Origin of the sequence: Acidovorax sp. CCYZU-2555, from assembly GCF_018413525.1 — a bacterium.
In the GTDB taxonomy this organism is placed as follows: Bacteria; Pseudomonadota; Gammaproteobacteria; order Burkholderiales; family Burkholderiaceae_C; genus Comamonas.
This window is the reverse complement of sequence record NZ_JAHCDD010000057.1, coordinates 15,742-38,844: the sequence shown is the minus strand read 5'-3', so window position 1 is coordinate 38,844 and position 23,103 is coordinate 15,742. Positions and strand designations below refer to the sequence as shown.

The 23,103-nt window shown below is 66.4% G+C and carries 23 protein-coding genes; 11 read left to right on the top strand and 12 right to left on the bottom strand.

Annotated features, from left to right (window positions below; translation table 11 throughout):
• The 3 genes from KHY18_RS18760 to KHY18_RS18750 all read right to left on the bottom strand — a co-directional run.
• A partial coding sequence (locus tag KHY18_RS18760) for an ABC transporter ATP-binding protein (protein ID WP_213303344.1) occupies positions 1–512 on the bottom strand: 512 nt, incomplete at its 3' end.
• A gap of 14 nt (positions 513–526) precedes the next feature.
• Entirely contained in the window at positions 527–1,726 is a 1,200-nt protein-coding gene (locus KHY18_RS18755) for an efflux RND transporter periplasmic adaptor subunit (RefSeq protein WP_213303341.1), read from the bottom strand.
• Positions 1,727–1,968: 242 nt separating this feature from the next.
• Positions 1,969–2,466 (bottom strand): Lrp/AsnC family transcriptional regulator, encoded by a 498-nt coding sequence (locus KHY18_RS18750; RefSeq protein ID WP_213303338.1) that lies wholly within the window; start codon positions 2,464–2,466, stop codon positions 1,969–1,971.
• 64 nt (positions 2,467–2,530) lie between these two features.
• Between KHY18_RS18750 and ilvB the strand changes: the two genes are divergently transcribed.
• Positions 2,531–4,318, top strand: coding sequence for a biosynthetic-type acetolactate synthase large subunit (gene ilvB / locus KHY18_RS18745; RefSeq protein ID WP_213303335.1), 1,788 nt, complete (start codon positions 2,531–2,533; stop codon positions 4,316–4,318).
• Positions 4,319–4,336: 18 nt separating this feature from the next.
• Here the strand turns inward: ilvB and KHY18_RS18740 are convergent, their stop codons facing one another.
• Together KHY18_RS18740 and KHY18_RS18735 are read right to left on the bottom strand one after the other, a co-directional pair.
• Complete coding sequence (locus KHY18_RS18740; protein ID WP_213303332.1) at positions 4,337–5,140, bottom strand: IclR family transcriptional regulator; 804 nt, start codon at positions 5,138–5,140, stop codon at positions 4,337–4,339.
• 124 nt (positions 5,141–5,264) lie between these two features.
• Positions 5,265–6,308, bottom strand: coding sequence for an MBL fold metallo-hydrolase (locus KHY18_RS18735; protein WP_502769184.1), 1,044 nt, complete (start codon positions 6,306–6,308; stop codon positions 5,265–5,267).
• A gap of 139 nt (positions 6,309–6,447) precedes the next feature.
• On the opposite strand from KHY18_RS18735, the gene KHY18_RS18730 reads away from it, so the two are divergent.
• Positions 6,448–7,068, top strand: a complete 621-nt coding sequence (locus tag KHY18_RS18730) for a TetR/AcrR family transcriptional regulator (protein ID WP_213303326.1) — start codon at positions 6,448–6,450, stop codon at positions 7,066–7,068.
• Positions 7,069–7,088: 20 nt separating this feature from the next.
• Here KHY18_RS18730 and KHY18_RS18725 read toward each other — a convergent pair whose 3' ends face one another.
• Positions 7,089–7,979: a LysR family transcriptional regulator gene (locus KHY18_RS18725; RefSeq protein WP_213303324.1), complete on the bottom strand. Its 891-nt coding sequence runs from the start codon at positions 7,977–7,979 to the stop codon at positions 7,089–7,091.
• 107 nt (positions 7,980–8,086) lie between these two features.
• Between KHY18_RS18725 and KHY18_RS18720 the strand changes: the two genes are divergently transcribed.
• Positions 8,087–8,509, top strand: coding sequence for a hypothetical protein (locus tag KHY18_RS18720; protein WP_213303321.1), 423 nt, complete (start codon positions 8,087–8,089; stop codon positions 8,507–8,509).
• 97 nt (positions 8,510–8,606) lie between these two features.
• Complete coding sequence (locus KHY18_RS18715; protein WP_349630316.1) at positions 8,607–9,431, top strand: sulfite exporter TauE/SafE family protein; 825 nt, start codon at positions 8,607–8,609, stop codon at positions 9,429–9,431.
• Positions 9,432–9,450: 19 nt separating this feature from the next.
• Here the strand turns inward: KHY18_RS18715 and KHY18_RS18710 are convergent, their stop codons facing one another.
• Positions 9,451–10,377, bottom strand: a complete 927-nt coding sequence (locus tag KHY18_RS18710) for a LysR family transcriptional regulator (protein ID WP_213303319.1) — start codon at positions 10,375–10,377, stop codon at positions 9,451–9,453.
• Positions 10,378–10,555: 178 nt separating this feature from the next.
• Here KHY18_RS18710 and KHY18_RS18705 point away from each other — a divergent pair, with 178 nt between their 5' ends.
• Genes KHY18_RS18705 through KHY18_RS18695 form a run of 3 tightly spaced genes read left to right on the top strand, consistent with a single transcriptional unit; the run spans position 10,556 to position 13,820 of the window.
• Positions 10,556–11,647 (top strand): 4-oxalomesaconate tautomerase, encoded by a 1,092-nt coding sequence (locus KHY18_RS18705; protein WP_213303316.1) that lies wholly within the window; start codon positions 10,556–10,558, stop codon positions 11,645–11,647.
• A 37-nt stretch (positions 11,648–11,684) separates the two neighbouring features.
• Positions 11,685–12,716 carry a tripartite tricarboxylate transporter substrate binding protein gene (locus KHY18_RS18700; protein ID WP_213303315.1) on the top strand — a complete coding sequence of 344 codons (1,032 nt, stop codon included), beginning with the start codon at positions 11,685–11,687 and terminating at the stop codon, positions 12,714–12,716.
• 42 nt (positions 12,717–12,758) lie between these two features.
• Positions 12,759–13,820: a porin gene (locus tag KHY18_RS18695; protein WP_213303314.1), complete on the top strand. Its 1,062-nt coding sequence runs from the start codon at positions 12,759–12,761 to the stop codon at positions 13,818–13,820.
• A 406-nt stretch (positions 13,821–14,226) separates the two neighbouring features.
• Here KHY18_RS18695 and KHY18_RS18690 read toward each other — a convergent pair whose 3' ends face one another.
• The 4 genes from KHY18_RS18690 to KHY18_RS18675 all read right to left on the bottom strand — a co-directional run bounded on the left by KHY18_RS18690 (position 14,227) and on the right by KHY18_RS18675 (position 17,887).
• Positions 14,227–14,664, bottom strand: coding sequence for a universal stress protein (locus KHY18_RS18690; protein ID WP_213303312.1), 438 nt, complete (start codon positions 14,662–14,664; stop codon positions 14,227–14,229).
• A 97-nt stretch (positions 14,665–14,761) separates the two neighbouring features.
• On the bottom strand, positions 14,762–15,529 hold the full coding sequence (locus KHY18_RS18685; RefSeq protein WP_213303310.1) for a 2OG-Fe dioxygenase family protein: 768 nt from the start codon (positions 15,527–15,529) through the stop codon (positions 14,762–14,764).
• A 56-nt stretch (positions 15,530–15,585) separates the two neighbouring features.
• Positions 15,586–16,863 (bottom strand): glucarate dehydratase family protein, encoded by a 1,278-nt coding sequence (locus KHY18_RS18680; RefSeq protein ID WP_213303309.1) that lies wholly within the window; start codon positions 16,861–16,863, stop codon positions 15,586–15,588.
• A 43-nt stretch (positions 16,864–16,906) separates the two neighbouring features.
• On the bottom strand, positions 16,907–17,887 hold the full coding sequence (locus tag KHY18_RS18675; protein ID WP_213303306.1) for a Bug family tripartite tricarboxylate transporter substrate binding protein: 981 nt from the start codon (positions 17,885–17,887) through the stop codon (positions 16,907–16,909).
• Between the two features lie 114 nt (positions 17,888–18,001).
• Between KHY18_RS18675 and KHY18_RS18670 the strand changes: the two genes are divergently transcribed.
• The 3 genes from KHY18_RS18670 (at position 18,002) to KHY18_RS18660 (ending at position 20,865) form a co-directional block, all read left to right on the top strand.
• Entirely contained in the window at positions 18,002–18,682 is a 681-nt protein-coding gene (locus KHY18_RS18670; RefSeq protein WP_213303304.1) for a GntR family transcriptional regulator, read from the top strand.
• A gap of 130 nt (positions 18,683–18,812) precedes the next feature.
• A complete protein-coding gene (locus tag KHY18_RS18665) occupies positions 18,813–19,856 on the top strand; it encodes a tripartite tricarboxylate transporter substrate binding protein (RefSeq protein ID WP_249729225.1) in 1,044 nt (347 codons plus the stop codon).
• 25 nt (positions 19,857–19,881) lie between these two features.
• Positions 19,882–20,865 carry a TauD/TfdA dioxygenase family protein gene (locus KHY18_RS18660; protein ID WP_502769187.1) on the top strand — a complete coding sequence of 328 codons (984 nt, stop codon included), beginning with the start codon at positions 19,882–19,884 and terminating at the stop codon, positions 20,863–20,865.
• Between the two features lie 70 nt (positions 20,866–20,935).
• On the opposite strand, the gene pobA is transcribed toward KHY18_RS18660, so the two are convergent.
• Positions 20,936–22,111 carry a 4-hydroxybenzoate 3-monooxygenase gene (gene pobA, locus KHY18_RS18655; RefSeq protein WP_213303300.1) on the bottom strand — a complete coding sequence of 392 codons (1,176 nt, stop codon included), beginning with the start codon at positions 22,109–22,111 and terminating at the stop codon, positions 20,936–20,938.
• Positions 22,112–22,241: 130 nt separating this feature from the next.
• On the opposite strand from pobA, the gene KHY18_RS18650 reads away from it, so the two are divergent.
• Positions 22,242–23,042: an IclR family transcriptional regulator domain-containing protein gene (locus KHY18_RS18650; protein ID WP_213303297.1), complete on the top strand. Its 801-nt coding sequence runs from the start codon at positions 22,242–22,244 to the stop codon at positions 23,040–23,042.
• Positions 23,043–23,103 lie beyond the last annotated feature (61 nt).

The following is a 23,103-nucleotide window of genomic DNA, read 5'->3' as shown; positions in this document are numbered from 1 at the left end:
CGCGCGATCGACACGCGCTGCTGCTGGCCGCCCGACAGCTTGCCCGGCGTGTGGTGCATGCGCTCGGCCAGGCCCAGGCGGGCCAGCAGTTCGCTGGAGCGTGCATGGCGCTGGGCGCGCGTGCGCCCCGCATAGACGGCCGGCACTTCGACATTGCCCTGAGCCGTGAGATCGGACAGCAGGTGGTAGCGCTGAAAGATGAAGCCGAAGTGTTCGCGCCGCAGCTCGGCGAGTTCGTCGGGCGTGAGCTGCCCGGTTTCGCGCCCGGCCACGCGGTAGCTGCCGCGCGTGGGCGTGTCCAGGCAGCCGAGAATGTTCATCAGCGTCGACTTGCCCGAGCCCGACTGGCCGACGATGGCCACCATTTCACCCGAGTGAATGGTCAGGTCTATGTTCTTGAGCACCGCCAGCACCTGGTCGCCGGCGGGAAACTCGCGCGTGACGCCGCTGATTTCGAGCAGCGGCCGGGCGTTCAGCTGACTCACGGCAGGGGAATTCACGTCAATGGACATGGCGTGCGTTCCCGTCATTGCGGTGGCGGGCCGCCGCGCATGCCGCCCTTGGCCGGCGCCGCGGCGCCGTCACCCAGCACCACCAGATCGCCCGCGGCGAGGCCTTCGACGATCTCGGCCGTGACATTGTTGTTCAGTCCGACCTTGACCGATCGCGGCTGGGCGCTGCCCGCGGCGTCGAGCACCCGCACCGCGGTCGTGCCGTCGGCATTGCGTGCGCCCAGCGCAGACGAAGGAATCGTGACCACGCCCTTGGCCTCGGCGCGCACGATATAGACCTGGGCCGTCATCGAGATGCGCAGCTTGCCGTCGGGATTGGGCACGTCGAACAAGCCGTTGTAGTAAATGGCCGTGGCCGTGGCGGTGCTGGCCGCCGTGCTCGCTGCCGTGGTTTCGGTCAGAATCGAATCCGGCGCGGGCTCGACCGCGCGCAGCGTGGCCTGGTAGCGCTGATTGGGCTCGCCCAGAATGGTGAACGACACCTTCTGCCCGGGCTTGACGCGCGTCACATCGGCCTCGGAGATCTGCGCCTTGACGGTCATCGAGTCCACCTTGGCCAGCTTGATGATGGTCGGCGCCGCCTGGTTGGCGTTGACGGTCTGGCCTTCCTGGGTGACCAGCGCCACCACCTGGCCGTCCATGGGCGCGACGATGCGCGTATAGCCCAGGTTGAGCTTGGCGGTATCGGCGGCGATTTCCGCCTGGCGCATCTGCGCCTGCAGCGCGTCGATTTCCGCGAGCGTGGCGCGGTAGGTGGCCTCGGCGCTTTCCAGGTCGGCCTGCGGGCCGGCGTCGGCCGCGCGCAGCTGCTGCTGGCGTCGGTAGGCCTGCTCCACCTGCGACAGCGACGCCTGGCGCGCGCGCAGATTGGCGCGCGCCGTGGCCAGCGCGGCCTCGGCGTTGCGCACGGTGTTCTGCTGCGTCAGCGAGTCGATCTCCGCGATCAGCTGGCCGGCCTTTACGTTGTCGCCCAGCGCCACTTTCAGCGACTTGATCTGGCCCGACACCTGCGCGCCCACGCTCACCTGCTTGAAGGCCTGCAGCGTGCCGCTGGCCAGCACCGTGTCTTCGATGTCGCCGGTGACGGCCGCGGCCGTGATGAAGTTGCTCGGCGGCTTGGCGGGAAAGAACTGCCATTTCGCGAACGCGCCAGCGGCCGCGAACAGCACCAGGGCGATGACTATGCGCTTGGTTGTTTTCTTCGAAATGGGCATGGAAAATGGGGTTCTGGGTGACCAAGTGCGCCACGCCATGGGGGCCGGTGCCTGCACGACGACAGATGCACCAGCGGTTGTGCGAAGACATGCGCGGGCTTGTTGGGCAGCCTGTCGCATGCGGCCTCGGCCCGGGGGCGAAGCACTTGTGTGGGGATGGGGTGTGGCTTGGCGCACACCGCCGTGGCGATGATTCTAGGGCAGATAGGGGGAGCAAGGCCTCATCGCCGCAGCGATGAGCCCTAGCTCCCCAAGGGCACGGTCGCTTCCTTGAGCACGCGCAGCACAAAGCTAGACTTGCTGTGGCGTATGCCCGGAATCTTGTAGAGCTTTTCGCGCAGCAGCCGCTCGTAGTCGCGCGTGTCGCGCACCGCAATGCGGATGTAGTAGTCGTAGTCGCCCGACACCAGATACGCCTCCTGGATTTCGGGAATGGTGGCCAGCACCCGCCCGAACTCATACAGCGTCTCATCGGTATGGCTCTCCAGCGTGAGCTGCACGATGACCACATCGTGGTAGCCCAGCTTTGCCGGGTCCAGATCGACCGTGTAGCGCTTGATCACGCCCTGGCTTTCGAGCTTCTTGATGCGCGTCCAGCAACTGGTGGCCGACAGGCCCACCAGCGCACCGATCTCCTGCAGGGTCTTGCGCGAGTCGTCCTGCAGCACGCGCAGGATGGCGAGATCGATGGCATCCGATGATTCTTCGGAAGAAGCCGCAATATTCCGATTGGTTTTCATTAATCAATGCCGTATTGACAAAAACAAGAAGCCTATTTTGCATTGAATGCAGAAAAATGGAGGCATGAAACTGCTTTCCCCCACCGACTTTTCGCCCGCTGTGCAGCCCAGAAACTACAACGGCGCGGCCGCCCTGCTCGACACGCTGATTGAGTGCGGTGTGGACACCATCTTCGGCTACCCCGGCGGCGCCGCCTTGCCGCTTTACGATGCGCTGCATGGCGAGCCGCGGCTGCGCCACATCCTGGTGCGCCACGAACAGGCGGCCATGCATGCGGCCGAAGGCTATGCGCGCAGCACCGGGCGCGTGGGCGTGGTGCTGGTCACTTCCGGGCCGGGCGTGGCCAACACCATCAGCGGCCTGCTGGACGCGATCAGCGATTCCATTCCCGTGCTGTGCATCAGCGGACAGGTTGCAAGCTACGCGATCGGCACCAACGCCTTCCAGGAGAGCGACGCCCTGGGCATGTCGCGCCCCGTGACCAAATGGAACCACCAGACCCTCACGGCCCAGGAGATTCCCGATGTGATCCGCAAGGCCCTGGCGCTGGCGACTTCAGGCCGGCCCGGACCGGTGCTGATCGACGTGCCCAAGGATGTGCAGCTGAGGCCCGTGGAACGCCACGCCGCGCGCGCCGCCGCCCCCGCGGCCCGCACGCATGCGGCCCTGCCCCCGCTCGAAAGCCTGCAGCGCGCGGCCGAGCTGCTGCAAGGCGCGCGCCGCCCCATCCTGTACGGCGGCGGCGGCCTGGTGAACTCCGGGCCCGCTGCCTGCGCCGCGTTCGCGCAGCTGGTGCGCCGGCTCGACGCGCCCTGCACCTTGACGCTGATGGGCCTGGGCGCGTTTCCCGCTTCAGATCCGCGCTTTGTCGGCATGCTGGGCATGCATGGCGCGCTCGAAGCCAACCTGGCCATGCATGCGGCCGATCTCGTGGTCTGCATCGGTGCGCGCTTCGATGACCGCGTGACCGGCAAGCTCGACGAGTTCTGCCCGCAGGCGCGCAAGATCCACCTGGACATAGACCCGGCCAGCATCAACAAGGTCGTGCCCGTCGATGTGCCGCTGGTGGGTGACTGCGCTGCGGTGCTGCAGGCGCTGCTGGCCATGCCCCAGCTGCAGACGCCGGCGCCCCAGCGGCTCGCGCCCTGGTGGCAGCGCATCGCGCGCTGGCGGGCGCAGCGCTGCTTCGACTTCACGCCGCGCAGCGGCGAGATACTGCCGCAGCAGCTGATGCACCAGCTGCAGCAGGCGCTCGATGGGCGCGACGCCATCGTCTCCACCGACGTGGGCCAGCACCAGATGTGGGCCGCGCAGTACCTGCGCTTCGAGCGGCCCGGCCGCTGGCTCACCTCGGGCGGCGCAGGCACCATGGGCTACGGCCTTCCCGCGGCCATCGGCGCCCAGATCGCCCACCCCGATGCGCTGGTGGTCTGCGTGAGCGGCGATGCTTCGGTGCTGATGAACATCCAGGAACTGTCGACCGCGGCCCAGCACCGCACGCCGGTCAAGCTGGTGCTGTCGAACAACGGCTACATGGGCATGGTGCGCCAGTGGCAGGAGCTCAATCACGGCAATCGGCTGAGCCATAGCTGGAACGAGGCGCTGCCCGATTTCGTCGCGCTCGCACGCGCGTTCGGCTGGGGCGCGCGCCGCGTGTGCGACCCCGCCGAACTCGACGCCGCATTGGCCGAGTGCCTTGCCTATCCGGGCCCCTTCTTTCTCGATGTCCAGGTGGCGGCGCAGGAAAACTGCTTTCCCATGATGCCCTCCGGCCACGGCCACCACCGCGTCATGCTGGGCAAGGACCATTGGTACGAGGACGAAGTTCCAGGCCTGGCGCATGCGGGCTGAGCATGCGTGGCGCATACATCAGCGCCGCGGCGCGTTGGCCTGGCTCCAATTGCTTTTGCGCAGGCGCGCCTCGATGTTGGCGGCCTCGCGGCGCAGCTGCGCCGCAATCTTCTGGATGCGCGAATGCGGCATGCGCTGCGTCAGCGCGGCCACGCTGATCGCGCCTATGGACGTGCCCACCGAGTTGCGAAACGCCATGCCCACCGCAGTGACGCCCATGCTGACCTTGTTCTGCACCAGCGACATGCCGTCGGCAACGGTCTGCTCGCAGGCCTGCGCGAGCAGTTGGGCGTTCATGTTGCCGAAGTCGGCCAGCGACGGCTGCACGCGCTCGATGATGGCCGCGCGCTCATCGGGCTCGACGGCCGCGAGAATCGCCAGCCCGCCCGCGCCTACGCCCAGCGGACGGCGACTTCCCACGTCGAGCACCAGTGCGCGGATCGGAAACGGCCCCTCGCAGCGGTGCATGCACACCGCCTCGAAGCCGCTGCGCAGCACCAGATACACCGTGTCTTCGGTCGTCTGCGCGAGATCGCGCATCGACGGCTCGCACAGGTCGCGGATGTCATGCAGGCTCGATCCGGCCAGGCCCAGCTCGAACACCAGCGGCCCGAGCTTGTAGCGGTGGGTCTCGAAATGCTGGATCGCCAGGCCTTCGGTGATCAGCTGCTTGAGGATGCGGTGGGCCGTGGGATGCGGAATGCCCGCCTTCTCGGCCACCTCGGTGAGCGCCCGGCCGCGGTTGCCGGCGGTCGCCAGGATCTTGAGCAGCGCGACGCCGCGCTTGAGAGAACCTGCGTCAGTGGTGATTTTGGAGTTCATTTAATGGACAGAGGCTTTTGGGCTTGCGGTCCATTAGAAAACAATCAGACCATGCGCCCACAGAAATGTCCGATAGATGAACGCCTGAATTGAATGCCACTGCGCTGGTTGTATACGGCACCGGCTACTCGGTCGCGGCCGCAGGCGTGCGCCACCAGCGCCCGGTCGCCTGCGGCTGGTCGAGCCGCACCGCCTCGCCCATCACGGGCGTGATGGTCACCACGCCACGGGCGTCGGCAAGTTGCACTATGCGTTCAAACGGGTCGTTCCAGGCATGCAGGGCCAGATCGAAGGTGCCGTTGTGGATGGGCAGGAAGTTGTGCCCGCGCAGGTCCAGATGGGCCTGCAGCGTTTCCTCGGGTTGCATGTGCACGTCAGGCCACTGCGGGTCATAGGCGCCGGTCTCGACCATGGTCACGTCGAACGGTCCGTAACGTTCGCCTATGGTGCGGAAGTCGGCGTGGTAGCCGGTATCGCCGCTGAAGAACAGCCGCAGATCGCCCGCCAGGATCACCCACGAGGCCCACAGCGTGCGGTTGCGGTCGCTCAAGCTGCGGCCCGAGAAATGCTGGGCCGGCGTGGCGATCAGCTGCACGCCGCCAACTTCCACCGACTGCCACCAGTCGCGCTGCTGCACCTTGGCCGGCTCCACGCCCCATTCGATCAGGCGATCGCCCACGCCCAGCGGCGTGATGAAATGCCGCACCTTGGGCGCGAGCGCCAAAATGGCGTCATGGTCCAGGTGGTCGTAATGGTCGTGCGACAGGATCACGCCCTCGATGGGCGGCAGGTCTTCGAGGCTTATGGGCGGCGCATGAAAGCGTTTGGGCCCCATCCATTGGACCGGTGAGGCGCGCTCGGAGAACACCGGGTCGGTCAGCCAGAGACCGCCCTGCAACTTCATCAGCAGCGTCGAATGTCCGAGCCGGTACAGGCTTCCGTCGGGCGCGGCATGCAGTTGCGCGGCCGTCAGCGCCGTCACCGGAACCGGCACGGAAGGCACGGTGTCGGCGGGTTTGTCGAAAAGAAAGCGCCAGGTGATCGCCAGGGTCTTGCGCCAGCCCGGCGCCGACGCCTGAACCACATTGCGAAAACGCCCCTCCTCCATTTGCGGCGAGCCGCTGTGCTGGGGAGTGCCGCTGCAGGCGGATAAAGAAAGACACGCCATGATGGTGAGAGCTCCGGCAAAAAGGGTTGGCACGCGAAGTCGCATGAAAGAACAGGCTTGTGGCCCGGACAAAAAGTACACCGACAAGTGTAGTTTTCAATTTGAAAAAAGTAAACCAGGCAGTGTGATAATTTCAGGCATGACGACAGAGCGACTCACAGACCGCAAACGCGCCGCCATCGTGCGGGCGGCGGTGGCGGAGTTCCGCGCCAGCGGCTTCGAGGCCACCAGCATGGACAAGGTCGCGGCCACGGCCGAAGTGTCCAAGCGCACGCTTTACAACCACTTCGCGAGCAAGGAGGCGCTGTTCGCGCAGATCCTGATGCAGCTGTGGGACCGCAGCGTGGCGCTGCTGGACCTGGCCTACCGCCCCGATCGCCCGCTGCACGAACAGCTGTCGGCGCTGTTGCTGCAGAAAGTGGCCATGGTGTCCGGCGAAGATTTCATCGACCTGGCGCGCGTGGCCATCACCGCGACCATTCATTCACCGGAGCGCGCGCAGGACATGCTGCAGCGTCTGGCCGAGAAGGAAAACGCGCTGCTCACCTGGGTGCGCGCCGCGCAGAAAGACGGCCGGTTGCAAGCGGCCGACCCGCTGCAAGTGGTGCAGCAAATGGAAAGCCTGGTGAAAGGCAGCGCGTTCTGGCCCCAGGTCACGATGGGACAGCCGCGGCTGGGAACCCAGGCGCAGAAACAGCTGGCCGCCGATACCGCGCAACTGATTCTGAGCCGATACGCGGCGCAGGCGTCCGCCAATTAGCGCGGGCTTCATCCCAGGCATCACGCGCTGGCGTGGTGCGCCGCGGCCACGATCTGGCGCACCAGCGGGTGGTCGCGGCCCCGGCGCGACCAGATCGCATGCACTTCCTCGCTGATGTCGGGGCATTCGCCCAGCAGGCGCAGCCCGCGCACCAGGCCCACGTCCTTGGCGCCCAGCTCGCTGACCGGAAAAACGCCCAGGCCGCGCGCCGCGAACACCGCCAGCAGCGCGCTGTCTTCGAACTCACCGACGATGCGCGGTCGTACGCCCAGATCCTGGAACCAGCCGTCGAGCGTGGCACGCAGCGGGGAATGCGAGGTGGGCAGCAGCACCGGCAGGTCCTGCAGCGACTGCGGAAAGCGGTCGCGCGCAGACTTGCGCACCAGCGAGCCCGGCCCATACCATTGCAGCGCGGAGCGCGCGATGCGCTCGCTCGACAGCCGCTGGTTGGCATTGCGCGGAGCGGCCTGTCCGGCGAGAACTACATCGAGCTGGTGCAGCGCCAGTTCGGACAGCAGCTCGTCGAATTCGCCTTCATGGCACACCAGGCGCAGTTGCGGCGTCGCCAGCACGGGCTCGAGCAAGGCATGGGCGGCGAGCTTGGAAATGCCGTCTGACAACCCCACCGACAGCCGCGCGACCGGCGCACTGCCGGCCTCGCGCACCTCCTGGGCGATGCCCTGGCCCAGCGCGAAGATCTCTTCGGCGCGCGCATACGCGGCCTGGCCGGCGTCGGTCAGCGCCACGCCGCGGCCCGCGGGCTTGAGCAGTTGATGCCCCAGATCCTTTTCCAGATCGCGCACCTGCACGCTGATGGTCTGCACCGCCATGCCGAGCCGGTCCGCGGCGCGCGCAAAGCCACCCTCCTTCGCGACCATCCAGAAATAGTAGAGATGGCGGAAATTCAGCATAGGTGTTCTTTCGTAAAAACCGAATACCTGATTCGGTTCAACCTGGTGTTTTCGAAAACCCGATTTGGCCATACTTCCACATTGCCATTTTCATAACTCGATATTTCATGTTCTACGCTCTCAGCTGGTTTCTCTCTTTCGCGCTTCTGGCGCTGTGGTCGCTGACCTGTTGGGGACTGCACGCGCTCACCGTCTGGGCGGTGGCCAGCGCGGGCGCGCTCGCGGGCGGCAGCGCCGCCCTCGGCGCCTCGCTGTGGCCCGACTGGGTCAATTTCTGGATTCCGCCCGAGCTGGCCCAGGTGCTGCAGTCGATGGTCGCTTCGCTAGGGCCCATGGTGCAGGCCTTGCTGGAAACCGTGCCTTTCCTGTCCGGCGCCGTCTCCGTGCTGGCCTGGGTGATCTGGGGCTTCGGTGCGCTGACGCTGCTGGCGTTGGCCATTGGCGCCCATGTGCTGATTGCTGTGCTCAAGCGCCGCCGCCCGGTCAATGCGCCGGCGGCGCGCGAAGCGAGCGCAACGCCGTTGCGCTGAGATCCCGGCCGGGGCGCTGCCCCGGCCGTCCGCTGCGTTACAGTGAGCACGCGCCAGGCCGCCGTCCGGCGCTTGATGCTTGCTGGAGAGCGCTGCTGTGAACCTGGATATCTCATTGATCGTGATGCTGCTGGCCATTGGCCTGGGCAGCGGCTTTCTCGCCGGCCTGCTGGGCATTGGCGGCGGCATGATGCTGGTGCCTTGCCTGGTGTTCATTCTGGGCAAACAGGGCGTGACCGGCGACATCGCGATCAAGATGGCCATCGCCACGGCCATGGCCACCATTCTGTTCACCTCCTTGTCCAGCGTCTGGGCGCACCACCGGCGCGGCGCGATCCGCTGGCGCATCGTGCGCGGCCTGGTGCCGGGAATCGTCGGCGGCGGCCTGCTGGCCGGCGCGGGCGCGTTCACCTTCATCAAGGGACAGGCGCTGGGCCTGTTCTTTGCTGCCTTCGTCGGCTACTCCGCATGGCGCATGCTCAAGGGCGCGGCGAAGAAGGCCAGCGCGCGCCAGGACGTGCACGGGCCGCTGGGCCTGAGCGCCATGGGCACGCTGATTGGGTTCGTTTCGGGGCTCGTGGGCGCGGGCGGCGGATTTCTGTCTGTGCCCTACATGACACGCTGCAACGTGCCTATCCACCAGGCCATCGCGACCAGCGCCGCCCTCGGTTTTCCCATCGCCGTGGCGAATGTGCTGGGCTATGTCGTGGGCGGCTGGAACCTGCCCCAGGCCACAGCCGACAGCTGGGGCTATTTCTATCTGCCCGCGCTGGTGCTGATCGTGCTGTGCAGCGTCTGCACCGCGCCCTGGGGCGCGAAGGTTGCGCATTCGCTGGATGTGACGGCCTTGAAGAAAGCCTTTGCGCTGCTGCTGGGCGCCTTGGCCGCTTATATGCTCTACAAGAGCCTGTCGGGCACCTGAGGCCGCGCAGCCAGCGCGCCTACTGCGCGGGTTTTGGCGCGCGCCGCATGCGCACCGATCGCGTCTCGACCAGCAGGTCATAAAGCTGCTGGGCCGCGGGCGACAGCGACCGGCCGCGGCGCTTGATCAGGCCCATCTGGCGCGTGACGATGGGCTCGACCAGCGGAATGCTCACCAGCGTCGGGTGGTCCTTGCCCGGCATCGCCAGGCTGGGAACGGCGGCCACGCCCAGGCCGGCTTCGACCAGGCCCAGCAGCGTGGTCACATGCTTGGCTTCATAGAGGCACTGCGGGCGGTCGGGCACGTTGGCCAGCGCCAGATCCATCAGCAGGCGGTTGCCCGAAGTCTTGCCCACCGACATGAAGTCGTGCTGGCCCAGCTCGGCCCAGGTGACTTTCTTGCGCCTGGCCAGCACATGGTCGCGCCGGCACGCGGCGACAAAGCGCTCGGCCAGCACCGGCTTGAACTCGATCTCGGCCTCCTGGCTGCCGATGAAGTTCAGACCGAAATCGGCATCGCCCTGGGCCACGGCCACCAGCACCTCGTTCGCGCTCGCGTCATGCACTTTCACGCGGATCTTGGGAAAGCGCTCGTGGTAGCGCTTGACCACCTGGGGCAGGAAGTAATAGACGGCCGACGGCACGCAGGCAATCGTCACTTCGCCCATGCGCCGCGCCGCGACATCGCCCAGGCCCATCAGCATGCCGTCGAGGTCGTCGAGCCAGACGCGCGTCTTGCGCGCGAAGTCGCGCCCCACGGCCGTGAGCGTCACGCGGCGCGTGGTGCGGTCGAGCAGGCGCACGCCCAGCGCTTCCTCGAGCTTGTCGATGCGCCGGCTGAACGCGGGCTGCGAAAGATGGATGGACTCGGCCGCGGCGCGAAAGCTCTGCAGCTCGGCCACGGCCGCGAAGGCCTGGATATCGCCGAGGTCGAATTTGTTGTTCATGGCGGGCGCTTTCAAGGCGTTGGTCTGTTGCACCGTGTGCATCAAACGTTAAGAAAATTGCAATTCCCGGAAGTGATTTCACCATGTAAATGGGGCCTAAGCATATTGCGTCTACTGCATCAATCGTTGCCAACAATGCAATTCACAGAACACCGCAAGCGTCGCACCATGCGAACCCATGAGCTACAAACTTCCTTGCGTATTGATGCGTGGCGGCACCTCCCGGGGTCCGTTCTTCCTCGCCGACTGGCTGCCGCGTGACGCCGCGGCGCGTGACCGCACGCTGATCGCGGCGCTGGGCTCGCCCCACGAATTGCAGATCGACGGACTGGGCGGCGGCAACTCGCTGACCAGCAAGGTGGCGATCGTCTCGAAGTCGGTCCATGCCGACTGCGACGTCGACTACCTTTTCGCCCAGGTCAGCGTAGAGGAAGCGCGCGTCGACACCCGGCCCAACTGCGGCAACATGCTCGCCGGCGTGGGCCCGTTCGCCATCGAGCAGGGGCTGGTGCCGGCATCGGACCAGGGCAACACCACCACGGTGCGGGTCTACAACGTCAACACGCGTTCACGCATCGATGTGCAGGTCTGCACGGCCGGCGGCCGGGTGCACTACGAAGGCGATGTGCAGATCGACGGCGTGCAGGGCACGGCCGCGCCGGTGCTGATGAACTTTCTCGACGCCTGGGGCGCGGTCACGGGCCAGATCTTTCCCACGGGCCAGCGCATAGACACCATCCAGGGCCTGCAGGTCACCTGCATAGACGCCGCCCAGGTGATGGTGCTGGTGCGCGCCGCCGACCTGGGCCTGCGCGGCGACGAAACGCCGGCCCAGCTCGACGCGAACGCCGAACTGCTGGCCCGGCTCGAATCGCTGCGCCGCGAAGCCGGGCTGCGCATGGGCATGGGCGATGTCTCGAACAGCGTGCTGCCCAAGCCCGTGATCGTGTCCGCGGGTCAGGCGCCGGGCAGCGTGGTGTCGCGCTACTTCACGCCGCTGCGCTGCCACCGCTCGCACGCCGTGACCGGCGCGATCGGCGTGGCCGCGGCCCATGTGCTGCCGGGCACGGTGATCACCGACACCTTCCAGATTGCCAGCGCCGGCACGCGCCGCGTCGAGGTGCTGCATCCCGCGGGCCGCATCCATGTCGACGTCGAACTCAGCGAAGTCGACGGCCAATTCAAGCTGGTGCAGGCCGCGCTGGTGCGCACCGCACGCAAGATTCTGGAGGGCACGCTGTACGTCACAGAGCACGCAATGACCGACTGATTCCAAAACCAAAACTTTCAATGACAGGAGACAAAAAATGAAGCACACAAACGCTCGCCCCACTCGCCCTTCCCGCCTCTCGCGCCTTTCACGCCTTTCACGCCGCTCGCTGCTGGCCTCGGCCGCGCTCATCGCCGCTGGCGCGCCCTGGTTCGCACCCATGGCCCACGCGGCCTTTCCCGACAAGGCCATCACGCTGGTCGTGCCCACGGCCGCGGGCGGCGGCAACGACGCCATGGCGCGGGTCGTGGCGCAGAAAATGTCGGGCCTGCTGGGCCAGCAGGTGATCGTCGAGAACAAGGCCGGCGCCAACGGCGCGATCGCCGCCGAACATGTGGCGCGCGCCACGCCCGACGGCCACACCATTCTTTTCGGCTACATAGGCACGCACGGCATGAGCCCGGCGCTGCAGAAGCTGCGCTACGACCCCATCACCCAGTTCGAGCCCATAGGCATGGTGAGCTATTCGGCGACGCTGATGGTGGTCAACCCCAAGGTACCGGTCAAGACCGTGGCCGAACTGGTGGCGCTGACCAAGGCCAAGCCCCAGGACTACAACTACGCCTCGGCCGGCAACGGCACGGCGCCGCATTTCACGGCCGAGATCTTCAAGCTCGAAAGCGGTGCGCAGATGGCGCATGTGCCCTACCGCGGCGCGGCGCCCGCGATGAACGACACCATGGCCGGCCAGACCCAGGTGATGTTCCCCAGCCTGTTCTCGGCCTATACGCATGTCAAGAACGGCAAGCTGCGCGCGCTGGCCCTGGCCGGCCCCAAGCGCTCCTCGCTGCTGCCCGATGTGCCCACGCTCGAGGAAGCCGGCATCAAGGGCGTCGAAGTCACGCAGTGGTACGCGCTGTTCGCGCCGGGCAAGACGCCGCGTCCCGTGGTCGATCAGCTCAACAAGGCCTTGAACACCGCGCTGGCCGACAAGGACGTGGCGCGGCGCATCGAGGAACAAGGCGCGGTGGTCGACACCAGCACGCCTGAGCAGCTCGCCCAGACCGTGCGCCAGGAGATCGCCAAGTGGAAAGGCGTGGTGCTCAAGGCCCAGCTCACGCCCGATTGAGCACGGCGCGCGACTTCACATATCAACAAGAGGGAGACAAGAATGAAGAAAATCGCAACGCTTTGCGCCGTGCTGGCCAGCACTTTGGCGGCGGCGCAGACCAGCAGCGTCACGCTGTACGGCATCGTGGACGCAGGCGTGCGCCACGGCAGCGGCCTCACGGCCGGCAATGCACCAGCGGCCGGCTCGACCAGCAGCGTGGGCAGCGGCATCAATACCACCAGCCGCTGGGGAATCCGCGCCAGCGAGGACCTGGGCGGCGGCACCAAGGCGCTGTTCCAGCTCGAGAGCGGCATCAACGTCGATACCGGCACGTCGGCGAACGCGAGCAAGTACTTCGACCGCGCTTCCTGGTTGGGCCTGCAGGGCGGCTGGGGCACGCTGGCCCTGGGACGCCAGACCACCACGCTGGCCGATGCCGTCTCGCCCGTCGACCCGCTGGCCATGCGCTTCGCGGGCTTCAACCCCAGCATCGGCGTGGCCGCGCTGAGCCAGCAAGGCCTGGGCATACAGTTCGGCAGCGCGGGCTCGACTTCGGGCTCGTACCGACTAGACAATTCGCTCAAGTACACCGGCCGCTGGGGCGGGCTCACGGCGCGCGCCATGCTGGGCCTGGGCGAAGTCGCGGGACAAAGCGGCGCGCTGTCGTCGCGCGGCCTGGGCCTGGCCTATGCGGCCAGCGGCTTCACGGTGTCTGGCGCATTCCAGACCTTCAAGGACGCCAACCAGCGCGAACTCGACGGCGCGACGCTGGGCGCGGCCTACCAATGGGGCAAGGTGAGGCTCGCGGCCAACGCCGGGCGCAGCAAGGCCGAAACCGCGGTGAATCAGCACACCGTGCAGCGCATGCTGTCGGCCGGCGCGACCTGGGCCGTGACCGGGCAGACCGATCTGACGGCCGCCTATTACAAGGTGGACCGCACGCGCACCGGCGCCGCCGACGACGGCTATGGCCGCCTCGTGGCCTTTGCCGAATACAAGCTCTCGCGCCGCACCAAGGTCTATGCCGAGCTCGACAACACGCGCTGGCGCCACGGCTTCCAGGGCGCGGCCAACAAGGCGAGCGCCACGGGGCTGTCGGCGGGGGTGGTGCATTCGTTCTGAGTCTGTTGAAGGATGCCGGCCTCATGGCTTAAGCACGGGCCGTTCATCCTTCGACAAGCTCTCAAGAAACAGCTTTTTTCAGCAAATAAATCAATGGCTTAGAAGGTGGTCGGATTTGGCAAACGGCGGCAAACCAGTGACCCGTTCGTGGTGAGCCTCCCTGGCCGGGCGCGTCGCACCATGAACGGCCCATCCTCATAACTTGAGCGCAGGCCGTTCATCCTTCGACAGGCTCAGGACGAACGGTTTTTTAACGCCCGCTGTTTCTTCTGAATGCCTTGCGAAACCTCGGCTCGCTTACTCCGCGCAGGACGAACGGGTTTTTAATGCCCGCTGTTGATTCATAACGCCGCCCACAAAAAAAGCCGCTGTCCCCAGCGGCTTTCTCATTGGCGCAACCCAGCCATCAAGGCTTGACGACCAGCACCGGAATATGGACCGAGCGCAGCACGCGCTGGGTCACGCTGCCCAGCATCAGCTTTTCCAGGCCGCGGCGGCCGTTCGAGCCGATGACGATCAGGTCGGCGCCGGTGTTTTCGACCACGCGCACGATGCCTTCATGCACGGCGTGGCCCTCGCCCACCACGGTGTTCACTGCCAGGCCGGCGTCGTCCATGATCTTGCGCACGGACTCGAGCGCGGTATTGGCTTCGGCCGTGGCCGCGCTCAGGTACTGCGCCTGGCCATAGGCGAAATCGGCGCCCACGCCCGTGAAAGGATAGGGATCGACAACATAGACCGCGGTCACGCTGCTGCCAAAGACCTTGGCCAGTTCGGCGGCCTTGGAGACCGCGAGCAGCGATGTGGACGAGCCGTCGACCGGAACCAGAATGTGCTTGAACATAATGTCTCTCCTCTAGATGAACACGACAGGCCGCAGCGCGGGCCCAATGACTGCAGTGTGGCATGCCACAAGGCCGCAGGCATTGATAGCCGTCAAGTCAAGCGGGATCGTCGAATTCCGCGCCCTGAAAACCACCGCGGCGGCAGGTGACCACCAGCGTATCACGGTAGCCGCCTTCTGCGAGCGGTTGAATGGGCGTGGTTTCGTGGATCATGCGCGCGTCGTCGAGCAGCATCAGCGACCAGGGTTCGGTCAGCGTGAAGCGCTGGCCCTGCGGGCCCGACGCTTCGAAAACGCGCGTTTCGCCGCCCTTCACGTTCTCGCGCCCGACCAGAAACACCGCCACCAGATCGACGCCGTCGCGGTGCGCGCCTTCGGGCGTGGGCCGGCCTATGCCGTGCGTGGTGTCGATGCGGAACTGGTGCGATTCGATGAACCAGGGCGCGGGCGGCGCATGCAGGCGGAACACCTGGTCGGACAAATGACCGAGCTGTATCAGCAGTTTCTGCCACGCAGGCTGGGCCACGGCCTGGTCATGCATGGGCGCGAACATGCGCAGCATGCCGCCATGCAGCGCGTTGTATTCCACCGGCTGCCAGTGCGCGCGGTGCGCGACCTGCTCCAGCCGGCCGTCCTCGGCGATGAAGCACGAGTGGCGTCGGCGCCGGTAGCGGCCGCCGTCCTTGAGATGCTCGTCGGGCGGAAGGTCGGACCAGTCGGCGGCGAGCGTCTGCAGTTGCGCGGGCGTCGCACCGATCCAGGCCGCCACGTCGGCGGGCGATAAAACGGCATACCCCTGGCTGCGCAGCTGGCTGGCGGCCCGATCGGGGTGGATGTACGGGGGTGGAAATGTGACGTGCGTCATAGATTCCCGAGCTTAACGCCGCGACCCGGGCGCTGAAGCCCAGGTCGCACTCTTTTTTACAGAAAGCGCGGCGTCTTGCCTGTAAACGTCGGATCGTAGCGGCGCATCTGCTTGAGATCGTCGCGGTTGCGCACGCCGCATTCGAGGTACTGGGCGTGCAGCGTGGCCAGCGCATCGCGGTCCAGTTCCACGCCCAGGCCCGGCGTCGTGGGCACGACCACCGAGCCCTGCTCGAAGCGAATGCGACCGCCCTTGACGACTTCTTCTTCCTGCCACGGATAGTGGGTGTCGCAGGCATAGGTCAGGTTGGGCACGCTGGCCGCGACATGGGTCATGGCCATCAGGCTGATGCCCAGGTGCGAGTTCGAGTGCATCGACATGCCCAGGCCCCAGAGCCGGCACATGCGCGCCAGCGTCTGCGTGGCGCGCAGACCGCCCCAGTAGTGGTGATCGGACAGCAGCACCTTGACCGAGCCCATCTCGCAGCCCTTGCGGAAGTCTTCCATGGTGGTGATCACCATGTTGGTCGCCAGGGGCAGCTTGGTGTGCTTTGCCAGCTCGGCCATGCCTTCGAGGCCTGGCGTCGGGTCTTCGTAGTACTCGAGGATTTCATCGAGCGCGGGCGCGGCGGCGATGCTTGCGGCCAGCGACCAGTTGGCGTTCGGGTCCAGGCGCAGCGGCAGACCGGGAAAGGCCTTGGCCAGCGCCTGCATGCAGGCCACTTCGTGGCCGGGCTCGAACACCCCGCCCTTGAGCTTGATGCTCTGGAAGCCGTAGAGATCGATCATGCGCTGCGCCTGGGCGACGATCTGCGCGGGGCTGATGCCTTCACCCCAGGCGTCGGGCGCATAGGGTTTGCCGACATGCTCGGCGTATTTGAAGAACAGATAGGCGCTGTACGGCACCGACGAGCGCACGGCGCCGCCCAGCAGGTCGACCACGGGCGCGCCGACGATCTGGCCTTGCAGGTCGAGCATGCCGACTTCGAACGTGCTGATCACCTTGGGCGCGTTCTTGGCCGCATGCGAGCCGGGCGCGAGCTCGAACTCCACCGCGCCGGGCACGGCGGTGATCGTGGCGCGCACGCGCTCTTCCATGGTGTTGAGCGCGAAGGGCGACAGGCCGATCAGCAGCGGACGCGCCTGCTCCAGCACCTTGAGCATGGGCTCGTCGCCATAGGTCTCGGAAATGCCCACGCGGCCGTCGCTGGTCTCGATCTCGACGATGGCACGCAGTGCCCAGGGTTCGTGGATTCCGGCCGCGTTGAGCAGCGGTCCGTCGCGAAAGGCGATGGGGGTGATCCGGACGTGGGTGATGGTGATGTCGCGTGCCATGGTTCTCTTGTGTCTCGTTGCTGTCTCTGTGTCTATCCAAGCGTTACTCGGTGGTGGCTCCGGTCTTGCGGACCAGTTCGCCCAGGCGGGCCATGTCGGCGGCGGTGACCGCGGCCAGCTCGGCCGGCGTGCTGCCCACGACCTGCATGCCGAACTGCGTCTCCAGCTTGCCCTTGAGTTCAGGTGTCTTGAGCGCCTTGACGACTTCGGTGTTGAGCCGCGCGACGACGTCCTTGGGCGTGCCCTTGGGCGCGTAGACCGCCTGCCAGGACACCAGATCCAGGCCGGGGAAGCCCGCTTCTGCGGTGGTGGGCACGTCCGGTGCCAGCGGCGAGCGCGTCTTGGTCGTCACGGCCAGGAACTTGAGCTTGCCGGCCTTGACCAGCGGCAGGCCCGCCGTGAGCTGGTCGAACAGGAAAGGCACGTTGCCTGCGGCCACGTCCTGCAGCGCCTGCGGGCTGCCCTTATAGGCGATGTGCTGCATCGGCACCTTGATCAGCTCGGCCATCTGCGCGCCGGTCAGGTGGGTCGACGTGCCCGCGCCCGAAGACGCATACGACGCCTTTTCGGGGTTCTTGCGAATCCACGCGACCAGTTCCTGAATGGTGTTCACGCCCAGCGAACTGTTGACCATCAGCACGTTGGGCACATAGGCGATCAGCGTGACGGGCTCGAAGTCCTTGACCGGGTCGTAAGGCAGCTTCTTGTAGAGCGCCGAATTGATTGCATGGGTGCTGATGGTGCCGCCGATCAGCGTATAGCCATCGGCCGGTGAGCGCGCAACGGCCTGCACGCCGATCGCGCCGCCCGCGCCAGGGCGGTTGTCGATCACCACCGACTGCTTGAGCGCGGCGGACAGCTCATGGCCCACCATGCGCGCGACGACATCGGTCGATCCGCCGGGCGCAAAGGGCACGACCCAGGTGATGGGCTTGGCCGTGGGCCAGTCGGCCGCATGGGCCGTGGCGGTGAAAAGGCAGGCGGCGCTGCAGGCGGCAGCGACCAAGGCAAGGCGACGGTGCATGGATTTGTCTCCGGATATTTATTGAAATGCTGAAATCCAAATGCATTGAAGCACTAATGTATTAGTGCGTCAATGCCGTAGACCCTAGAATCGAAACTTCAATAGCGAACCCCGATGAAGACAATCCACAAGCTAGATCGCACCCGCCAGGCCGCCCCGCAAGTGTTCGGATGGCTGCGCGAAGCCATCATTTCCCTGGAACTGGCGCCAGGCACTCCGCTGTCGCGCGTAGAACTCGCCGAACGTTTTGAGCTGAGCCAGACACCTGTGCGCGACGCGCTGATGCAGTTGCGCCAGGAGGGCCTGGTCGACATCTTTGCCCAGCATGCGACCCGCGTCAGCCGCATCGACCTGCCCTCGGCCGAACAGGCGCAGTTCCTGCGCTGCGCGATCGAACTGGAAGTGGTGCGCACGCTCGCGCTGACCGGCGACGCCGCACTGTATGCACGCCTGACTTCCATGGTCGACGTACAGGCGGCGCTGGCCAGCAGCGGCGCCGAGGAGTTCATCGCCGCCGACCAGGCGTTTCACCGCGCCATGTACGAAGCCGCGCGCGCGCCCGATCTGTACGACCTGGTGCAGCGCCGCAGCGGCCATCTGGACCGTCTGCGCCGGCTCGACCTGCCTTCGGCCGGCAACGCCGAACGCGTGGTGCGCGACCACCGGCGCATCGTCGACGCGCTGGCCAGCCGTGAGCCCGACGCCGCCCAGGCCGCGCTGCGCGCGCATCTGTCGGGAACGCTCAGCCGCGTCGCCGACATCCGCGCGCGCCATCCCGAATACATCACGGACTGAAACAGCCCAGGCTTACGCGTTTCGCGCGCAAGCTCATGCGAAAAGCTTTGTTCCCGTCTCGGGCCCGGTTTCCTAAAGTGCAGATCAACGCCGCAAAAAGCGGCGAGCCTGCATTCCAAGGAACCGCGCCATGCCGACCACGTCCCGTCCCCTGTCCCTGCGTCCTGCGCTGGCCGCGCTCATGGCCCTGGCCTGCGGCGCCTGGCTGCCGGCGCAGGCGCAAAGCGACGCCGGCGCCGACTGGAAGCCGCGCAAGTCCACCGAATTCATCGTGCCCAGCGGCGCGGGCGCGGCCCTCGACGTCGCGGCGCGCAAGCTGACCGAGCTGCTGACGCGCGAAAAGCTCGCACCGGGCTTCATCGTCAGCAACAAATCGAGTGCGCACGGCATCGTCGCGCTCGAAGGCCTGCACCGCCATCCGGGCGACGCGCATGCGCTGATGACTCTGAGCACCAGCTACGGCAACAGCCTGGCGCAGAACGCCCTGCCCGACCACCTGCAAAAAGGCACGCCGCTGGCGACGCTGTTTCGCGAATTCGTCACGGTGGTGGTGCGCGCCGACTCGCCGCTGCGCAGCACGCAGGATCTCGTGGCCCAGCTCAAGCAGGACCCTGGCAAATATTCGATAGGCATTGCGACCACACTGGGCAACCATATCCACCTGGGCGTGGCGCAACCGCTCAAACTGGCAGGCGTGGACATCAAGGGCTTGCGCATCGTGCCCTACAAATCCTCGGCCGAGTCGATGACGGCCCTCGCGGGCGGCCATCTCGACGTGGTCTCCGCGACCACGCCCAATCTGCTGCCCTATCTGCAAAGCGGCCGCATCCGCGTGCTGGCGATTGCCGCCGAACAGCGCCTGGGCGGCGCGTTCGCCCAGGCACCGACCTGGAAAGAACAAGGCATCGACTATGTCAGCGACTCGTTCCAGGGCGTGATGACCGTTCCCGGCGCCAGCGCCGCGCAGAAAGCCTATTGGGTCGAAGCGCTGCGCAAGGTGTCGGAAACACGCGAGTGGAAAGACTTCGTTGCGCTCAACCAATGGGAGCCCTGGTTCCAGGGCCCGCAGGCGACGCAGCAATTGCTGCAGACGCAGCTCGACACCAACCAGGCCTTGCTCGGCGAACTGGGCCTGCTGCCGGCAGCGCCGCGCAAGATTGCCAAGGCACCCTGAGAACAACCAGGAGACTGCGATGAACATGCGTTTGAATGCCAGCGCCAAGGAGCTGCTGACCGACCGTCTGGAGACCGCGCTGCGGGCCACGCCGCACATCAGCGCCGTGCCGCAATCGGCCCATATCGGCGCGCTGATTGGCGGCGTCGATCTGGGCCAGGCGCTGACGCCGGCCGAAGTGCACAGCATTCGCTCGGCGCTGCTGCGCTGGAAAGTCGTGTTCTTTCGCGACCAGCATCTGAGCCATGAACAGCATGTCGCGTTCGCGCGCCAGTTTGGCGATCTGACCATAGGCCACCCGGTGTTCGGCCATGTCGACGGCCATCCCGAGCTGTACTCCATTGCCAAGCACCGCCGCGCCAACAGCCACGGCAGCGAACCCGAGCGCCGGCCCTGGACCGGCTGGCATGCAGACGTCACCGCGGCGCACAACCCGCCCGCGGCATCGATCCTGCGCGGCGTGACCATTCCGCCCTATGGCGGCGATACGCAATGGACCAATCTGGCCGCGGCCTATGACGCGCTGTCGGAACCGCTGAAAGCCTTCCTGCAAGGTCTGCGCGGCGAGCACCGCTTCAGCCCGCCCACGGGCGCGAGCCCCACGCCCGAATATCTGGAACTGATCAAGAACAACACGCTGGTCAGCGAGCATCCGCTGGTCACCGTGCACCCCGAAACCGGCGAACAGGTGCTCTATATCAGCCCCGGCTTTCTCAAGAGCATCAGCGGCCTGCGCACGCGCGAATCGCGGGTCTTGCTCGAACTGCTGTGGGAGCATGCGGTGGCCAGCGAATTCACCGTGCGCTTCAAATGGGAAACCGGCTCCATCGCCTTCTGGGACAACCGCTCCACGGCCCATGTCGCGCCGCAGGACATCTTCGCGCTCGAATACGACCGCCAGCTCTACCGCAGCACGCTCGTCGGCGAAGTGCCGGTGGGCGCCGATGGCCGCGCTTCGATCGCCATCCAGGGCGACCCGGTGCTGGCCGCGCATGGAGCGGCCTACTGAGCCGCCGCAACGAATGTCTCTTCCCCTCAAGGGAATTCGGGCGCTGCTTATGCAGCGCCCTTTTTTTTGCTCAGTTCAGCGGCAGGCCGACATAGTTCTCCGCCAGCGACGTCGAGCCCGCGCGCGAATGCACCAGATAGTCGAGTTCGGCTTCCTGCACCTTGCGGTCGAAGTCGCCCGAATCGGGGAAGCGGTGCATCAGCGAAGTCATCCACCACGAGAAACGCTCGGCCTTCCAGACACGGCGCAGGCTCACTTCCGAATAGCGGTCTATGCCTTCGCTGCTGCGCTGCTGGTAGTACTCGGCGAACGCGTTCGACAGATAACCCACGTCGGACGCCGCCAGGTTAAGGCCCTTGGCGCCCGTGGGCGGAACGATGTGGGCCGCGTCGCCCGCGAGGAACATGCGGCCGAAGCGCATGGGTTCGGACACGAAGCTGCGCAGCGGCGCAATGCTCTTTTCGAGCGAAGCGCCGGTGACCAGGTGGTCGCGCGCTTCGGGGTCCAGGCGCAGGCGCAGTTCGTCCCAGAACGCTTCGTCGCTCCAGTTCTCGACCTTGTCGGTCAGCGGCACCTGCAGGTAGTAGCGGCTGCGCGTGGCGCTGCGCTGGCTGCACAGCGCGAAGCCGCGCTCGGTGTGGGCGTAGATCAGCTCGTGCGACACGGGCGGAACATCGGCCAGGATGCCCAGCCAGCCGAACGGATAGACCTTCTCGTAGTTGCGAATGCTGTCCGCCGGAATGCTCGCGCGGCACACGCCGTGGAAGCCGTCGCAGCCGGCGATGAAGTCGCAGCTGATTTCGTGCTGTTCGCCGTCCTTGTGGTAGCGCACGCGCGGGCGTTCGCTGCCGAATTCGAGCGGCGTCACGTCCTGGGCTTCGTACACCGTGAGCAGGCCGGCGCGCTCGCGCGCTTCCATCAGATCGCGCGTCACTTCGGTCTGGCCGTAGACCATCACGCGCTTGCCGCCCGTGAGTTCATGCAGGTCGATGCGGTGGCGCTTGCCGCCGAACAGCAGTTCGATGCCGTCGTGCGGCAGGCCTTCGGCGTGCATGCGCTTGTCGGCCTTGGCCTGGGTCAGCAGATCGACCGTGACCTGTTCGAGCACGCCGGCGCGGATGCGGCCCAGCACGTAGTCGGGACTGCGCTGCTCCACGATCACGTTGTCTATGCCTGCTTCGTACAGCAGTTGTCCCAGAAGAAGGCCTGCGGGGCCGGCGCCGATGATTGCCACTTGAGTGCGCATGTGTCTCTCCACCAAGGTTGTTTGCCGCTAGCGTAGAAGCGAAGCTCTGCGCCAGCGCAAGCTTGAATCGACTTTTGCGCGATCATCGCGCAAAATGTGCGGCTATCGCGCAATATCTTCCGCCACGCCCATGACACCCTCGCCGTCCCCATCGCCCGGCTCCGGCATCGCCGCAGCCGACTACATCGCAGGCCTGGGCAAGGGCCTGGCGGTGCTCGAATGCTTCGACACCGAGCGCCAGCGGCTCAACGCCACGCTCGCCGCGGAGCGCGCGGGCCTCACGCGCGCGGCCGCGCGCCGCCATCTGCTGACGCTTGCCCACCTGGGCTATCTAGAATCCGACGGCCACCATTTCTGGCTCACGCCCAAGGTGCTGGGCCTGTCGGGCAGCTATCTCGCGAGCGCCCGCCTGCCGCGCACCGTGCAGCCCGTGCTCAATCGCTTGAGCGCGCTCGCGGCGTTCTCTTTCTCGGCGGCGATTCTGGCGGGCAGCGAAACCGTGGTCATCGCGCGCAGCACAGCGCAGGGCGCGGCCCAGCAGCTGTTCGCCCATGGGGTGCACCTGGGCAGCCGGCTGCCCGCGCATGCGTCGTCCACGGGCCGCGTGCTGCTGGCTGCCCTGCCCTTGCCGGCGCTCGATGAATGGCTGGCCTGTCGCACGCTGCACCGGCTCACGCTGCACACGCTGACCCAGCCCGCCGAACTGCACGCCTGCCTGGACCAGGTGCGCGCCCAGGACTACTGCATAGCCCAGGAAGAGCACGAACTGGGCGTGCAGGCGATCGCCGTGCCGCTGCGCAACAGCGCGGGCCAGACCGTGGCCGCACTCAATGCCGTCATGTCGGCGCAGCACATGACGGCCCAGGCGCTGGAGCGCAACCTGCTGCCGCTGCTGCGCGATGCGGCGCAGGAGTTGAGGCCGTTGTTATAGGGAATGCTGTGCGAACGGGGAAGTTGAGGGCCTGCCTGTGCACACAAGCCGCCCAGCCCAA

What these genes read in the sequence shown, in the direction of transcription:
- KHY18_RS18755 (WP_213303341.1), bottom strand. Translation starts at nt 1,726, where the DNA reads ATGCCCATTTCGAAGAAAACAACCAAGCGCATAGTCATCGCCCTGGTG.
- KHY18_RS18750 (WP_213303338.1), bottom strand. Translation starts at nt 2,466, where the DNA reads ATGAAAACCAATCGGAATATTGCGGCTTCTTCCGAAGAATCATCGGAT.
- ilvB (WP_213303335.1), top strand. Translation starts at nt 2,531, where the DNA reads ATGAAACTGCTTTCCCCCACCGACTTTTCGCCCGCTGTGCAGCCCAGA.
- KHY18_RS18740 (WP_213303332.1), bottom strand. Translation starts at nt 5,140, where the DNA reads ATGAACTCCAAAATCACCACTGACGCAGGTTCTCTCAAGCGCGGCGTC.
- KHY18_RS18735 (WP_502769184.1), bottom strand. Translation starts at nt 6,308, where the DNA reads ATGGCGTGTCTTTCTTTATCCGCCTGCAGCGGCACTCCCCAGCACAGC.
- KHY18_RS18730 (WP_213303326.1), top strand. Translation starts at nt 6,448, where the DNA reads ATGACGACAGAGCGACTCACAGACCGCAAACGCGCCGCCATCGTGCGG.
- KHY18_RS18725 (WP_213303324.1), bottom strand. Translation starts at nt 7,979, where the DNA reads ATGCTGAATTTCCGCCATCTCTACTATTTCTGGATGGTCGCGAAGGAG.
- KHY18_RS18720 (WP_213303321.1), top strand. Translation starts at nt 8,087, where the DNA reads ATGTTCTACGCTCTCAGCTGGTTTCTCTCTTTCGCGCTTCTGGCGCTG.
- KHY18_RS18710 (WP_213303319.1), bottom strand. Translation starts at nt 10,377, where the DNA reads ATGAACAACAAATTCGACCTCGGCGATATCCAGGCCTTCGCGGCCGTG.
- KHY18_RS18705 (WP_213303316.1), top strand. Translation starts at nt 10,556, where the DNA reads ATGAGCTACAAACTTCCTTGCGTATTGATGCGTGGCGGCACCTCCCGG.
- KHY18_RS18700 (WP_213303315.1), top strand. Translation starts at nt 11,685, where the DNA reads ATGAAGCACACAAACGCTCGCCCCACTCGCCCTTCCCGCCTCTCGCGC.
- KHY18_RS18695 (WP_213303314.1), top strand. Translation starts at nt 12,759, where the DNA reads ATGAAGAAAATCGCAACGCTTTGCGCCGTGCTGGCCAGCACTTTGGCG.
- KHY18_RS18690 (WP_213303312.1), bottom strand. Translation starts at nt 14,664, where the DNA reads ATGTTCAAGCACATTCTGGTTCCGGTCGACGGCTCGTCCACATCGCTG.
- KHY18_RS18685 (WP_213303310.1), bottom strand. Translation starts at nt 15,529, where the DNA reads ATGACGCACGTCACATTTCCACCCCCGTACATCCACCCCGATCGGGCC.
- KHY18_RS18680 (WP_213303309.1), bottom strand. Translation starts at nt 16,863, where the DNA reads ATGGCACGCGACATCACCATCACCCACGTCCGGATCACCCCCATCGCC.
- KHY18_RS18675 (WP_213303306.1), bottom strand. Translation starts at nt 17,887, where the DNA reads ATGCACCGTCGCCTTGCCTTGGTCGCTGCCGCCTGCAGCGCCGCCTGC.
- KHY18_RS18670 (WP_213303304.1), top strand. Translation starts at nt 18,002, where the DNA reads ATGAAGACAATCCACAAGCTAGATCGCACCCGCCAGGCCGCCCCGCAA.
- KHY18_RS18665 (WP_249729225.1), top strand. Translation starts at nt 18,813, where the DNA reads ATGCCGACCACGTCCCGTCCCCTGTCCCTGCGTCCTGCGCTGGCCGCG.
- KHY18_RS18660 (WP_502769187.1), top strand. Translation starts at nt 19,882, where the DNA reads ATGCGTTTGAATGCCAGCGCCAAGGAGCTGCTGACCGACCGTCTGGAG.
- pobA (WP_213303300.1), bottom strand. Translation starts at nt 22,111, where the DNA reads ATGCGCACTCAAGTGGCAATCATCGGCGCCGGCCCCGCAGGCCTTCTT.
- KHY18_RS18650 (WP_213303297.1), top strand. Translation starts at nt 22,242, where the DNA reads ATGACACCCTCGCCGTCCCCATCGCCCGGCTCCGGCATCGCCGCAGCC.